The sequence below is a fragment of the Moorena sp. SIOASIH genome, from assembly GCF_010671925.1.
Lineage (GTDB): Bacteria > Cyanobacteriota > Cyanobacteriia > Cyanobacteriales > Coleofasciculaceae > Moorena.
On record NZ_JAAHIH010000003.1, the window covers coordinates 752655 to 766644 of the forward strand.

Below are 13990 nucleotides of genomic sequence, written 5' to 3' on the forward strand. Positions count from 1 at the left end.
ATCTAGGGATTTTTTGTAATGAAAAAACTCTAATCCTTGTTTCCAATTCCTTTGGAAAGGCTATCGAAATAATTCTTCAAGATTTACTGGGTTAATTTTTGTAAACATACACCTCAAATGAATCTAAAAAATCAGGTAAATGATCGTCCGAAAACGGCTCTGATTACTGGTGCATCCAGTGGAATTGGTTATGAATTTACCAAGTTATTTGCTCGCGATGGCTACAAGTTAGTACTAGTGGCCAGAAGTGAGTCGAAACTATCTCAACTGGCCGAGGATTTTAGGGAAAAATTTGGGACATTCGTCAGGGTTATTCCGAAGGATTTGTCAGTTCCAGGAGCTGCACAGGAGATCTTTGACCAGCTGCAAGAGGAAGGTACCAAGGTTGATGCACTAGTCAACAACGCGGGATTCGCTACCTATGGACCTTTTGCTGAAACAGACCTGGCTACTGAACTAGCCATGATGCAGCTAAACATAGTAGCCCTGACCCATTTGACCAAATTATTTGTGCCAGCTATGGTGCAACAACAGTATGGAAAAATTTTAAATATTGCCTCCACCGCAGCGTTTCAGCCTGGTCCGTTGATGGCAGTCTATTATGGGACGAAAGCCTATGTCCTATCCTTTTCTGAGGCAATTGCCAATGAACTCAAGGGTTCAGGGGTGACGGTAACTACTCTGTGCCCAGGACCAACAGAATCGGGTTTTCAAGCTCGGGCAAACATGGAAGACTCTAAGCTGGTTAGTGGACAAAAGATTATGAATGCTGAAACTGTTGCTAGGATTGGCTATCTTGGTCTGATGAAAAATCGAACTGTTATTGTCCCTGGTCTCAAAAACCAGTTGCTTGCCCTGAGTATAAGATTTATGCCCCGAAATCTAGTAACCCAAGTGGTGAGAAGCATGCAAGAAAGGAGCCACTAGTTCTCAGGCCCAGTGATGAAATCAGGTGATGGTGTGATGGGATGATGAAGTGATGGGCTAATAATAAGAATTGTTGATTCTTTACTATTGTGTAGGTGATCTGGTCATGGCCTGATCCGGTCATGGCTTGATCCGGTCATGGCTTGATCCGGTGATCTAGCTAATCGGGTGATCGGGAGAATTATGAATAATCAATACTCTCAGTGAGAAATTATAGCTTAAGCTGATAGCCTTAAGGAAAATACAAGCAATGGATAAGTCTGCTGGAAAGCCTCAAGTAAGATTTGTAAAGAAAACAATGAGCAATGAATAATGAACACCTACCCTTCTACCAATGTACTCGACTTGTTACGGCTTCTGGGTAATCTAGCCAGTGGCTTTATCCGTAACCCCCGTGGTTTCGACCTTGAAAAAGTATTAGGGGGTTGGATTGGTGATGTAATCAAACGCTATGGTAGTAAAAATGTCATTCTAAACTTTCTTCTCAAGAAAGTCTTGCTAGTATCTGGGCGTGACTTATCAGACCGCATTTTACAAGACCCACCAGACAGCCAAGGCTATATCGAAGGCAATCTCAAGAAGGATGGTATGTCTTTTCTTGCCCCCAACGCCCTCACTATCAGCCATGATCAGCAGTGGCAGCGCCTGAGACCTTATAACGAGGGAGTGCTTGGCACAGGTTCCCAGCACCAGTACCAACAGGCTTTCCTCGAACAGGTACATCATGCTTTTTCAAAGCCAGTGTCCAACATTGAGGATATCCGGAAATGTATGGGTGAGGCAATGCTTGGCATCGTATTTGGGGAAAATGTTGCTCCTGAGCGGTTGATCAAGGATATACAGGTGTTATTCTCAATGGTGGGAAATCCGATCAAGCGGATTGTATTGGGAAGGTTTGAAACTAAGCGTTTAGAAAAATTCTATGAAACTCTTGAGCAGCTTTGGGAAGGCAGCGAAGCCTCTGAAAAGCCCTCCCTGTTGTCTATGGCTCATGGCATAAAGCCCTACACTACCGAAGAGGAACTCCTGCAACAAATCCCCCACTGGATGTTTACTTTTACTGGTTCAGGGACTGACTTGCTGGCGAGAACCCTGACTCTGATTACCTCTAGACCAGAGGTGCTCGAACGAGTGCGACAGGAAATCAAGGAAACGGGTTCCTTGGAGCAAGCCTCAACAATTGCTAAGCTCAGCTATTTGGAAGCTTGTTTGTTGGAAACTGGTCGTTTGTTCCCTCCAGTGACCAGAACCTTTCACATCACAACAGCTGGGGACAGGTTTAATAACACCCGTATTCCCCCAGACATGGAAATTCTGCAATTTTTCCCAATCATGCAACGGGACCGGTCTAAAGACCCATCCACGGATTCGTTTGTACCTCAACGGTGGCTAGATCCGACCGAGCAGGACAATTCGACTTACTCCAATTTGTTTCTGAGAGGATCTCGTACTTGCCCCGGAAGGGATTTGATCCTGTTTGTGTGTAAGAGTGCGATCGCAATTCTCCTAGACCAGCAGCAGCTGACATCCAAAACCAATGCACTCTCCCGAGACCCTCTACCAGCCTACTTCCCAGAAAAGGATATCCAATTTGTTAACCCTTGACGGCTTGTGAAATTAATTGACAGTTGAGTGATCAGCAAAGAGTACCCCAGATGGGTACTGTCAATCCCTGTAAATTATACAACACTAGATTTATTAGTCAATCCTCTTTAATTTATAAATTAATGAGTTATGATAAACATAAAAAACTAAGAAATAGAAAGAGCTAGACAACGGTGAATTAAGGATTAATTAAGATCATGCTCAGTCCTATTCACCATAGCTTAGGAGTGAGCAGTAAGCTCTGACCGGAATTCCTGACACTCCCAACCTAAAACACTAAATACCTCGGTAATAAAAACTAAAGGAATTAGCACAATGACAAAGAAACCTTGGCATGAGTTTCCTACTCCTCTAGCCCTGTTAAAATTAAATAAATTCCGGGATAATTTGCGGGAAGAAAACCTGCACGATACCTCCCAATTACCCACAAAAGGGGAGCCCCCTGAACCCACTCCTAGTCCTGATGGTCGCCATCTTAAAATTCGTACAGCGGATGGTTCATTTAATGACCCCAATGATCCCAAAATGGGGATGGCTGGCACCCGCTTTGGACGCAATGTACCCCTGAAAGACGGTTACCCCGACGAAAAGAATTTACTCAATCCCAACCCCCGTACGATCAGTCGGAAGTTATTGACCCGGGATGAATTTGTCCCAGCTTCGACCTTAAACCTAACAGCTGCAGCCTGGATTCAATTCCAGACCCACGATTGGTTTTCTCATGGCTATAATGAGTCCCAGGAGAAAATCGAGATTCCTCTGGAACAGGATGACCCCTGGCCAGAAGAGTACCGACCTCTGGAAATTGAAAAAACTCCAAAAGACCCCACTCGTTCTGAAGACGATACCAACAATCCGCCAACCTTTATCAACCGAGAAACTCACTGGTGGGATGCTTCCCAAATCTATGGCAGTTATCAGGAAACTATCGATAAGGTGCGTAGCCATGTCGATGGTAAGATGATCATTGGTGATGACGGTTTGTTACCTGTCAACCCAGAGAACGGAATCGATATTGTGGGCTTTGACGATAACTGGTGGATAGGACTGAGCATGTTGCATATCCTGTTCGTCAAAGAGCACAACACTATCTGTGATCATCTGAAAAAACAATATCCTGACTGGACAGATGATGACCTGTTCGACCACGCTCGACTGATTAATGCTGCCTTGCTAGCTAAAATTCATACTGTGGAATGGACTCCGGGCATCCTGGGACATCCCGCCTTGCAAGTTGCCATGAGAGCGAATTGGTGGGGTATGTTGGGTCAGGAATTCAAAAATCGCTTTGGGCGTATTGGGGACAATGAAGTAGTCAGCGGCATTGTTGGCTCATCTACTGACCACCATACTGCTCCCTACTACCTCACCGAAGAATTCGTTTCTGTGTATCGGATGCATCCCCTCATCCCCGATGAATTCCAGTTTTACTCGGTTAAAGACGGTAAAGAGCTGCTGACAAAAGACTTTTTTGAAGTTTCTGGCAAGCGCTCACGGGCCATTATAGAACAGGTAGATATAGCTGATTTATTCTACTCTTTTGGAATCAGCCACCCAGGTGCTGTCACCCTTTACAATTATCCCAAGAAATTGCAGCAGCTAGTGAGGGACAACGGTGAAGTATTTGACTTAGCTGCTGTAGATATCCTGCGAGATCGGGAGCGAGGAGTTCCCCGCTACAACCAGTTCCGGGAACTGATTGGTCGCGGTCGAGTTAAATCCTTCGAGGAAATCACTGAGAAGCCAGAATGGGCGAAAGAATTGCGGGAGGTTTACAACAATGATATCGATAGTGTAGACCTAATGATAGGTATGTTTGCTGAAAATCCTCCTAAGGGATTTGGTTTCAGCGATACCGCCTTTCGGATATTCATTCTGATGGCATCCCGACGACTGAAAAGCGATCGCTTCTTTACTAAGGATTACACTGCCGAAATCTATACTCAATTTGGTCTGGACTGGATTGACAAGAACACTTTCATAAGTATTCTGCTCCGACATTACCCCAGCTTAGCTGCTAGTCTTGAGGGTGTTGAAAATGGCTTTGCTCCCTGGAAACGCATAGTCAAATAATGGCCTAGTTGAACCTTTGGGTTAAAGTTGATACTCCCCGCTCGCTCAGAGACGGGGATTTTTGTTTCAACGACGAATCTTGCTGCTCCTGGTTTGCACCGCTAACAGTAGAGGTCAAATCTCCCTAGGTGCGCTTTCCGCATCTAATTATTAAATTCGCCACGGGTCGCACCTGAGGAAATTCCCCCCTGACGCTCACACTTGAAACCCGACTCACGCCAAGCCTTCATGTCTACATCCGTGAGCTGGATTAGATCAGAGCATCGGGGTTGAATGACTTGAGACAGCAGCGCCCAAACCAAGCTGCGAGCAATGTCTATCCCAGTTTTGAGAGGGGATTCTAAATTACCAGGAATACCTTTCTCTTGCACCAACTCTGTGTCTACCCAAATCCCATGAGCTCCCAGAAGAATTTGCCCCATCCACTGAGCCCGTGGTAGATGGGTGCCAGAGGTAATTAACTGGACCTTACGAACACCCCACCGTCGGAAAATTGGGATACTAAAGAAAAAGTTACCAAAGGTAGAATTGGCACACTTTTCTAACCAAACCTGTTCCGAAGATGCCATCTCCCGCTGAAAAATTAGCCAAATGCAGGGGTCTGGGGATCCATGAGAAATCAGAATTCGCTGGTCTGGGTACTGTTTGGCTAATTCAGCAACATGCATTTCTCGACGAATACTCCCCCCTAGCACAAAGAAGGTATCCACGGGTGCTGATGCTGCTGCGTTCAATCTCAGAGTATTAATTAGCAGCCAGCCACACAAGAACAGTGCTAGGGTTAATAACCCCCAAAGTCTTAGGCGTCTTCGCCATTCTACTGCTCGTGACAAGTTGATCATTCATTCATCGGCCTGAAATATTACCTTTGACTTGGATTTTTGGCTTGAGTGATACCTATAATTTTATGAGCTACTGCCTGAGAAACTGGCATCACCGAGAGGCGATTTCCACGTCTGGTCACCCATAGCTCTTGGTCGCTAAATTCCTGTTTAAGGGTTGAAAGCTCTAGCAAATGGGGAAAAACCTCGACAAATTGCACTAGCACAGTATGCCAACGAGGAGATTCAACACTTGATTTGGGGTCGTAGTAAGGGCTAGTTTTGTCAAACTGAGTTGGGTCAACTACTTCACTTTTAACAATTTCCATTAAGCCCACAATTCCAGGGGGTTTGGTGTTGGAATGGTAGAAAAAAGCCAAGTCTCCCTCCTTCATTTCACGCAGAAAGTTTCGAGCTTGGTAATTACGAACACCATCCCAAATTGTTTTCCCTTCTTTTTCCAGATCAGTGATGCTATAGACTTGTGGTTCCGACTTCATCAACCAGTAATTCATTAGTTATAGGGTTTTAAAAGGAGATGTGAAACTAGTATTGAGCAAAAAAGCGACTGCATCAAGACAATCCGATGATTTTTTGGTCTTTTTCTAAATCAGGATTTGGTTTCCTGATCTATTTGGAAATGCTGATCAAGTCCGGTTAGTTACTTGGTTTATGCTCAAGTCGCTTTTTGTTATTCGTAATTTTTCCTTCGTCCTATAACTATAATGATCTTGAACTTCCTAAACAAGGCGTAGTATTCCACTGTTAGTTAATTTTACTCCCTGATGAAGCTATCCAAATTTATCTTGCCTGTAGGCTTACTGGCAATTGTCTTACTGGGATGGAGAGTGTTCAGTGCTGCCTCTGCTCCCCTACCAGAAGGGTTTCCACCTCCTACCCCAGCTGGCAAAATCGAAATCAAACACTACCCTGCCTATCGCGCTGCCACAGTAGCCTATTCTGGGGAGCTGTCTGAGGCAGCTAATCGTGCTTTTGGCTCCCTGTACCGCCATATTAGCTCTAACGATATTTCCATGACTGCTCCGGTAGAGACTCGTTATCCTATCAGTACCCTGGAAACTAGCCAGGGAGGTTCCCTTGCTCAGCTTGGTGTTGCCTATGTATCATTTCTATACAACCGTCGTAATATCACTCCTGAGCAGATTGAAGGGAATATTAAGGTAGAAGACATACCACCGATGACAGTAGTCAGCCTTGGGATGAAAGGTAGCTATAGTTATCTGAGCTACCAACAAAGTATTGAGCAGTTGAAGGAATGGTTAGCCCAACACTCGGAGTATACCGTTGTTGGTACACCCCGTCGCTTTTTCTATGATTCTCCCTTCGTCCCGGAACCCCTAAAGCGCAGTGAAGTTCAAGTTCCGATTCGACCAGTAAATGACTAATATCAATTGTAAGCATATGCGCTACGCCCACGCTACGGGAACAGGGGTCAGCGGTCAGCCGTCAGTAGACTTAACAGAGATTAAACGAATGCTTACCTGTTTTATTAAAAAGCTGATACGCGACACGCTGATAGCTGATAGCTTACTATCAATTGACTTTCTTCCTGCTACCAATAATGATAGTTAGAGTGATCAGGATTTTTTTAAAATGGAAAGACAAGAATTATTTGAATCCAAGGGTGCAAGGATTTATGGAACACTTACCCTACCAGAAGGTGTGGAAAACCCCTCCGCTTGCCTATTCATTGGCGGGTCTTTTCCTCAGACAAGAGACGGAAATCTAGATAATTCAAAAACCGATTGGTTTCCTAAACCATTACCAGAGCGAAACCTGTTCCGGGATGAAGCTAGAATTTTGGAGGAAATCGGGATAGCGACATTTAGATATGATAAGCGAGGATGTGGTCAAAGCGAAGGAAATTTTAATACTACTGGGCTGTTTGACTTGGTAGATGATGCTCGGATGGCATTGCAATGGATGCGGAGTATTCCTGAGATTGACACCAGTAGAATCGGAGTTCTTGGTCAAAGTGAAGGGGCTGTAATTGCTTTAATTTTGGCAGCTTCTGACCCAGACATTAATTTTTTTGTTTGGCAAGGTGGCATTTATAACAACCTAGAAGGGATAATCAAATGGCAAGCCGAAGCCTTTGAAAAATTAGATAGTACAACTATCAAAAAATTAAAGGAAAATATGCCATTAATTTATTGGATATACAAACAGATTGATGAAATTTATGCTAGCGCAAAAAGGGGTGAAGAGTTCTTTCGCATCGGAGATGAAGATTGGTCTTTTAATTATTACCTACCGCCGGGCAAAGAGCATTTTGACAATCCTCCCTATTTATTTGTGGACAAGGTCAAATGCCCAGTACTAATTTTACATGGTGCCTTAGATCACAATACACCTCCAGAAGAAGCTCAACAAATGCAGCAAGCACTTATCGATGCTGGTAATAGGAATGTGACAACTCATATTTTTCCTGGATTGGATCACAGCTTCAGAAGACTAGGTGACCCAGATGAGGATTTTGTTACTGCTATGAAACGACCCCTAGATCCAGAAATGCCCCAAGCACTAACTAATTGGCTAAAAGTCTGGCAAGAAAAGTGATCAGGTGATCAGATCAGGTGATGGGGAGATCGGGATATCAGCTACAGATGAGGAAAGAATAACAGACTATGATATCCCCTTAATCTAGGTAACAAACGCTAATTATTGGCAATCGATATATACACCATTCCTCAAGTCCGGAATCTAGGCTCTCAGGCTAAAGTCTTTGGCTAGACGAACCAAGTCCACCTAAGTGGACTCAAGTTTCTTTCTAGCCTACGGTTACTAACAATGGTGCAAGATATCAGTTAAAGCGACTTCAGAAATTTTGGGAGTTTCCGGTTAGGAGACCTCATTGGCTGAAATTTATAGGGTTATTTTAGCATAAAAACTCCGGAATAGCTAAAAAAAATTACAATTACCAGGTTTTGTCTAAAAATCACTAACTAGTTAAGTGTTACAAGCTCTAGCTATTTAAGTAACCGAAGATTGTAAAATATAAGGAAAACGTACTATTTCAGATTCAGAGGTGAGGTAAAGTTATGCCCCGTGGTGGTTATCGAGAAAATAGTGGTCGGAAGCCGAAGTGGAATCTGGGTCAAACGAAAGCAGTAAGGATTCCGGTAGTGATCGCAGATACAATTCTAGAAGTGGCTAAACGACTGGATGAGGGGGAGAGTATAGAGTCGGTGATTATTCCTAAATCAGAAACGACTCAACTCTCTCAATTGACTGAAGAAATAGGGGCATCACCAGGAGAATCGAAAGACTCATTAATGGGGTCTTAATTCAGAATTAAGAGTTCAGAGTTCAATAATTTTCCAGCTCAATTCGTAATTCTGAATTCTGAACTCCACAGATATCATAGTACGGGAGCCTTTTGGCTTAGTTTATCTTCATAGTAAATAGGGTTTTATTAAATCTATAAGCTGTTTAGTTTTGTGATTTTTACCTAAATCATTAAGGTGATAAATCGTATCATAAAACATCGATTTATCGTACATAAAATCTTCTGGCTTACCAAGAATAGGAACTCCCAGACGTTGATAAAAATCTTCTATACTTTTAAAAAACTCTTGGTGTCTAGGTTCTTGATAAACATCAAACCAGATTGTATTCGGCCAAGTAGCTATCACCTTAATATTATGGTTTTTGCACCAATTTATAAATTTAATTATGGTGCTTATTCCATGACTTGAAGTTATAGATTCACCTATCTGATTTAGGGGATTTGTTTTGGCAATCTTTTTGATGTGTCTTTTGGTCATATCAGCTTTTCGATTAGCTGTTTCATCTCCATACTTATTAATAGTTTCAGAATGATAAGAGTCATTCCAGGGCTGAGGGGTTTTAAATTTAACTACGATTCCCTCTTCCACACGCTTCCAGGGTATTCCACTGATGAAACGAAATTGATTAATTAAATTAAGTGATAGTAAATATTTCGGATCGCGAGCCAAGAGATAGTCAATCAATGCAGCAGTAGGTTTACCATCATCTGTATAATGCTCATATTCCAGAGGTAGAAGAACTAAATCTCCAGGCTTGAGCCAGGAACGAGCACGAGTCAAGATGTAATCAATACCAAGTCCAGCATATGTACCTCCATTAAGACAACTGACGAACGTCTCTTTATTTATCTGACTACAGCTAATGCCAAATAAACCATTTGAGCCAGAAACTATAACTAACTTAGGGGTTTCTATAGAGTTAGCGATATTGGACTTGATATTGTATATCTCGTTAGTCCAGCGAGAACTCCCTGTTGGAGCACCAATTTGTAAGAATACAGCGAACAGGAAAATTAGACAACTAATTAACAATCCACAAAAAATTGATTTAAAATATATTAGGTAAGCCATATTTTTTAAAAAATTAAAGTACAAAAACTCACTATCAGGTGCAGTTAAAATAATTTTTATAACAATAAATAAAACTACTGCCAGGATAACCCCAAAGCTTTGATTAGGTTGCCACTGCGACTTTTTCCACAGTTGACTGCGCCAACTTGAAGAAGTTTTTACTAAAGGTAGATTCAAGGCTGGCTTATACTGTTCCATCCATTGTTGAGAGTTGGGTATTAGCCAGATAAACAGCAACAAAATTATCAGTAATTTTTTTTGTGATTCCACAACTGATGCTGACAAAGATATACCATTTACGCCGACCATTGTCTGTAAGATGACACTTGCACTATCAAGATTATCTGCACGAAATAAAACCCATCCGAATACCACAGCAAGAAAAGTAATAAAACAACTAAGAGTGCTACTCCACCAGTTACTCTTTTCCAAGTCATGTCCTAGGAATTGACGAAAAGCTCGCCATTGATGATTGATACATAAATAAACTCCGTGTAACCCTCCCCACAAGACGAAAGTCCACCCGGGTGCATCTCATATTTGTAAAAAATATCGCAAGTGTGGGGAGTGTGGGGAGTGTGGGGAGTGTGGGGAGTGTGGGGAGTGTGGGGCCCGGGCGCGGGAATTTTCGCCCGAATTTTTGTCTAATTTCAAAACTGAGATGCACTCAGTCCACCCAGCACCATGCCAAAGACCACCTAACAGCATGGTAATTATTAAATTGAGATTGCGTCGCAATTCCCCTTTGCGATTACCACCGAGAGGAATATAGAGATAATCCCGCAGAAAGTTAGAAAGGGTAATATGCCACCTACGCCAAAAGTCGCTGATGTTTACTGCTTTGTAAGGAGAGTTAAAGTTGAGTGGTAGCTTAATACCAAACATCCGTGCTGCACCAATAGCCATGTCAGAGTAGCCGGAAAAATCGAAGTAAAGTTGGAACGTGTAAAATAAGGCACCACTCCAAGCATCATAAAAGGTGAGTAATTCTCCTGAAGCAGCAGCATTAAAGACTGGATTAGCATAAACAGCAGCTGTGTCAGCAATCAAGACTTTTTTGATTAACCCTATGGAGAAAATAGTGACCCCCACCGCCAGATCTTCAGGGTTAAACCGATAAATGGATTTATTTGCAAACTGAGGCATTACCTCTTTGTGATGGACAATTGGTTCGGCAATTAATTGCGGAAAAAAGGTAACAAAGAGGCAGTATTATGAAAAGCTATAGTCTTTGGTTTCGCCTCGGTAAGCATCCACTAGATATGCAATTTGTTGGAAAGTAAAAAAGGAGATGGCTAGGGGCAGTATAATCGGATTTATATTAAACGTTTTACCTAGGATAACGCTGACATTATCTACGAAAAAGTTAGCATATTTAAAATAACCAATTATAGCCAAATTTACGGCAATTACTAAAACTAGAATTAATTTCGTTATAACCGATAATATGAATCGTTGAGAAAGAGCATAAACGACGGTATAATTAAAGAAGATGGAAAAAATTAGCAATGCTAAGTAGGGTGGATTCCACCAAGCATAGAATAACAAGGATGCCGCTACCAAAAAAGCTATTGCTCCTTGATAATAGCCCTTTATTCCCAGCAGGAAAAAGAACAACAGAGTCAGGGGTAAAAACAGAAAGATAAATTCTGGGGAGTTAAACAGCATGACAGACTGGTGGATTTCAGGAACTGGGTATGGGTGATCCCAAATCTGTTTCTCTAACCTCCCTAAGCGCCCAGACGACGCTTAGGTCGCGGCTATAGAAATGTAGAGACGTAGCATGCTATGTCTGTACAAGCTTCTTCGGGCTGAATTAAAAAGGGGGTATTTAACTCGGATTTGGTATAAGTGATGATACTGACCAATCTAATGGTCTACATTTATAGAGTTCCCTGATCTCCTGTCCAATCAACAGTAATTGCTGACTTTTCCTAAGCATTTAGCCGTCAGCTTGGTCATTGGTCATTGGTGATTGAGTTAGTGCTGCTGTAAGCATTCAGCTATCAGCCGTCAGCTATCAGCTTTTGAATAAAAGAGGTAAGCATTCGATTAATCTCTGTTACATCTGCTGTTCGCGTAGCGTGCGCCGTTCGCGTAGCGTGGGCTTATGCGCAATGCGCAATGGGCTTTTTTCCAGACTTTCAATTCTGATTAATCTCGAACTATTAAATTCTACCGTTCGAGGTTTATTTGAAGCTGATGGCTGACAGCTGACGGCTGAATACTTACGTGCTGCTATTGTTGTTATTTCAGCTCAAGCCTTTGCGATCGCTAGCTGATCAGCATCGCCATTACCCATTACCCATTACCTAGAATTTCTCTCGTAGCTGAGTTGGAAGGCACGCGATCGCTTACCCTACCGAACCGCACCAATCCCTGAGTTTTTTAAGCATTCAGCCTAATGCCGTCAGCCGTGAGCTAAAGGCTCACGCTGGGCGAACAGCTTTCCGTAACTCAGATTAAACAAATGCTTACCTGTTTTATTCAAAAGCTGTTCCCGTAGCTTGAAGCGCCCATAAGCTGTTCGGTGTAGCACCTCAAGTAGCGCATTAGCTGATAGCTGATAGCTGAATGCTTACTCAGTTTTCACTCTGGCAACTTGTACTGTTCTACAATCCGCTTGGCATACTCTGGCACATGTGCCTCTAACTTTTCTGGATGATTGCGCTTTAAATATAAATAGTTGCGGGTGAAGTGGGAGTCAATGGAAAAACGAGCATACTCCAATCCTTTCGGACCAATTTTTTCAATCACCACTCCCATCATTTTTGCTGCCCACATCGGTAACGTAACTCCCTTGTCATAGGCAGGAATACTCTGTTGCACTGCCTGTTTGCGATCGCCTTTTGACATGACTGGTTGAGTTTCCAACTGGTCTTGCACCAAATCCAACATTTCTTGCCCAATGTCATTACGAACCAGAATCCACTGCCAACCAAAGGGTGCTCCCATGTAACCTACCACTAAATCCGCTAGGGAGTTTACATAATCAAAACAACTCATACAAGAGGAGGCAAACACATCTTTGAGTTGATTAGTTTTTAAGCCAAAGAAAGGTATTTTCTCAATCGAGCCATCCTCATGTTTAAAGTGAATCCGGAAATCCTGCATAAACTCGTAATGTACCACCGTTTCTGGTGAACGGCTGGTGGTTTCCAGAAATTTTTGCAACCCCTCACGGTTGACATTATCTACACAGGGCGTACCTAAAACATAGAGTTTTTCTAAACCGAGTTCGTTTTGCACTGATCGCAATGCTTGGATTTGGCAGCCAACACCAATTACTAATAATCGCTTCATCCCTGATTGTTCCACTTGCTCTAACACAGAGAGGTTAGGAGACAAGGTAGGCTTATTCACCCGTGCTGCTAACACCTCCTCTGGGGTACGAGCAATGATCGGCATTGGCTGAAAGCGGTCTTCTTTAGTGTTTTGGACACAGACTACACCTTCAACTTTACCCTGCTTGAGCATTTCCATGGCAATGGTACTGACAATTCCTGTCCACTGCGCCCCTTCTATGGGGTTAATCTTCTTAGCCGTGATCATCTTCTGGTTAACACCAAAGTACCAATCATCTGGATGATCTAGATTGCGACTACGTCCATGGGCTTTTGTTTCCAAGTCAGCTATTTGCTGGTTTAAGAATGCACAAGCTTCCTTGACATAATGGATATAGTATGTATCACAAAGCCCGCACTCGCTACACAGTTCCTTGGCAGGGCGTCGGCTACTTGGTTTTAAGGCTCTCGCTTTTTTATGTTTGGCAGGTTGAGGTGTCACTGAAGTCATTTGCTTAACTAATGGTCTATTGTCTCACGATGGTGAGCATTCAGAAGTCAGCTAATGCGCACTTATCACAGGCTAGAAGCCTGTGCCACGCACGCTACTTGAGGTGCTATCAGCCATCAGCGTTAATTTGGATCTTGGTTATCGATTCCAACACAATAGACAGCAGTGTTAATGGGTTCGCTTAGGGGCTCAATACGCGCGCATCGCATATCTCGATTGCCAACACTGATCGGATTGTCTCTTAATTTTCTCTTATTTGGTACATTTTTACTAAAGCAAGTCATGCGTTCGCGTAGCGTGGCCTACGGCCAATCGCACGAAGGGGAGATAATTGGACCCTCAGGTCAATCAAAGTACCACCGTAGGGGCGCAGGGCGTGCGCCCACC

Annotated in this window: 12 protein-coding genes and 1 pseudogene; 7 read left to right on the top strand and 6 right to left on the bottom strand. The window is 43.0% G+C overall.

Features of this window, described 5'->3' with window-relative positions; genetic code table 11:
- Window positions 1–117: 117 nt before the first annotated feature.
- From F6J90_RS18590 to F6J90_RS18600, 3 genes are all read left to right on the top strand, one after another.
- On the top strand, window positions 118–927 hold the full coding sequence (locus F6J90_RS18590) for an SDR family oxidoreductase (protein ID WP_293096584.1): 810 nt from the start codon (window positions 118–120) through the stop codon (window positions 925–927).
- A 312-nt stretch (window positions 928–1239) separates the two neighbouring features.
- Window positions 1240–2532: a cytochrome P450 gene (locus F6J90_RS18595; RefSeq protein ID WP_293096587.1), complete on the top strand. Its 1293-nt coding sequence runs from the start codon at window positions 1240–1242 to the stop codon at window positions 2530–2532.
- Between the two features lie 315 nt (window positions 2533–2847).
- Window positions 2848–4605: a peroxidase family protein gene (locus tag F6J90_RS18600; protein WP_293096589.1), complete on the top strand. Its 1758-nt coding sequence runs from the start codon at window positions 2848–2850 to the stop codon at window positions 4603–4605.
- 143 nt (window positions 4606–4748) lie between these two features.
- Here the strand turns inward: F6J90_RS18600 and F6J90_RS18605 are convergent, their stop codons facing one another.
- Both F6J90_RS18605 and F6J90_RS18610 read right to left on the bottom strand, forming a co-directional pair.
- A complete protein-coding gene (locus F6J90_RS18605) occupies window positions 4749–5447 on the bottom strand; it encodes a YdcF family protein (protein WP_293096592.1) in 699 nt (232 codons plus the stop codon).
- 20 nt (window positions 5448–5467) lie between these two features.
- Entirely contained in the window at window positions 5468–5941 is a 474-nt protein-coding gene (locus F6J90_RS18610) for an EVE domain-containing protein (RefSeq protein WP_293096595.1), read from the bottom strand.
- Between the two features lie 270 nt (window positions 5942–6211).
- Here F6J90_RS18610 and F6J90_RS18615 point away from each other — a divergent pair, with 270 nt between their 5' ends.
- The 4 genes from F6J90_RS18615 (at window position 6212) to F6J90_RS18630 (ending at window position 8734) form a co-directional block, all read left to right on the top strand.
- Entirely contained in the window at window positions 6212–6832 is a 621-nt protein-coding gene (locus tag F6J90_RS18615) for a heme-binding protein (RefSeq protein ID WP_293096598.1), read from the top strand.
- Window positions 6825–7019 carry a hypothetical protein gene (locus F6J90_RS18620; protein ID WP_293096601.1) on the top strand — a complete coding sequence of 65 codons (195 nt, stop codon included), beginning with the start codon at window positions 6825–6827 and terminating at the stop codon, window positions 7017–7019. The genes F6J90_RS18615 and F6J90_RS18620 overlap by 8 nt, the downstream gene beginning before the upstream one ends.
- 21 nt (window positions 7020–7040) lie before the next feature.
- A complete protein-coding gene (locus F6J90_RS18625; protein WP_293096604.1) occupies window positions 7041–8006 on the top strand; it encodes an alpha/beta hydrolase in 966 nt (321 codons plus the stop codon).
- Between the two features lie 482 nt (window positions 8007–8488).
- A complete protein-coding gene (locus tag F6J90_RS18630; protein WP_293096607.1) occupies window positions 8489–8734 on the top strand; it encodes a hypothetical protein in 246 nt (81 codons plus the stop codon).
- Window positions 8735–8842: 108 nt separating this feature from the next.
- Here the strand turns inward: F6J90_RS18630 and F6J90_RS18635 are convergent, their stop codons facing one another.
- The 4 genes and pseudogenes from F6J90_RS18635 to F6J90_RS18650 all read right to left on the bottom strand — a co-directional run bounded on the left by F6J90_RS18635 (window position 8843) and on the right by F6J90_RS18650 (window position 13603).
- Window positions 8843–10240, bottom strand: coding sequence for a hypothetical protein (locus tag F6J90_RS18635; RefSeq protein WP_293096610.1), 1398 nt, complete (start codon window positions 10238–10240; stop codon window positions 8843–8845).
- A gap of 102 nt (window positions 10241–10342) precedes the next feature.
- Window positions 10343–11005 (bottom strand): annotated as a pseudogene (locus F6J90_RS18640) (MBOAT family O-acyltransferase); the annotation flags it as partial.
- A gap of 15 nt (window positions 11006–11020) precedes the next feature.
- Window positions 11021–11476, bottom strand: a complete 456-nt coding sequence (locus F6J90_RS18645; RefSeq protein ID WP_293096612.1) for a hypothetical protein — start codon at window positions 11474–11476, stop codon at window positions 11021–11023.
- A 921-nt stretch (window positions 11477–12397) separates the two neighbouring features.
- Window positions 12398–13603, bottom strand: a complete 1206-nt coding sequence (locus F6J90_RS18650) for a Coenzyme F420 hydrogenase/dehydrogenase, beta subunit C-terminal domain (protein WP_293096615.1) — start codon at window positions 13601–13603, stop codon at window positions 12398–12400.
- Window positions 13604–13990: the final 387 nt, after the last annotated feature.

Excerpts from the sequence above, each read along its gene's own strand:
- F6J90_RS18615 (WP_293096598.1), top strand. The coding sequence starts at position 6,212 with ATGAAGCTATCCAAATTTATCTTGCCTGTAGGCTTACTGGCAATTGTC.
- F6J90_RS18605 (WP_293096592.1), bottom strand. The coding sequence starts at position 5,447 with ATGATCAACTTGTCACGAGCAGTAGAATGGCGAAGACGCCTAAGACTT.
- F6J90_RS18630 (WP_293096607.1), top strand. The coding sequence starts at position 8,489 with ATGCCCCGTGGTGGTTATCGAGAAAATAGTGGTCGGAAGCCGAAGTGG.
- F6J90_RS18595 (WP_293096587.1), top strand. The coding sequence starts at position 1,240 with ATGAACACCTACCCTTCTACCAATGTACTCGACTTGTTACGGCTTCTG.
- F6J90_RS18620 (WP_293096601.1), top strand. The coding sequence starts at position 6,825 with ATGACTAATATCAATTGTAAGCATATGCGCTACGCCCACGCTACGGGA.
- F6J90_RS18650 (WP_293096615.1), bottom strand. The coding sequence starts at position 13,603 with ATGACTTCAGTGACACCTCAACCTGCCAAACATAAAAAAGCGAGAGCC.
- F6J90_RS18610 (WP_293096595.1), bottom strand. The coding sequence starts at position 5,941 with ATGAATTACTGGTTGATGAAGTCGGAACCACAAGTCTATAGCATCACT.
- F6J90_RS18625 (WP_293096604.1), top strand. The coding sequence starts at position 7,041 with ATGGAAAGACAAGAATTATTTGAATCCAAGGGTGCAAGGATTTATGGA.
- F6J90_RS18600 (WP_293096589.1), top strand. The coding sequence starts at position 2,848 with ATGACAAAGAAACCTTGGCATGAGTTTCCTACTCCTCTAGCCCTGTTA.
- F6J90_RS18590 (WP_293096584.1), top strand. The coding sequence starts at position 118 with ATGAATCTAAAAAATCAGGTAAATGATCGTCCGAAAACGGCTCTGATT.
- F6J90_RS18645 (WP_293096612.1), bottom strand. The coding sequence starts at position 11,476 with ATGCTGTTTAACTCCCCAGAATTTATCTTTCTGTTTTTACCCCTGACT.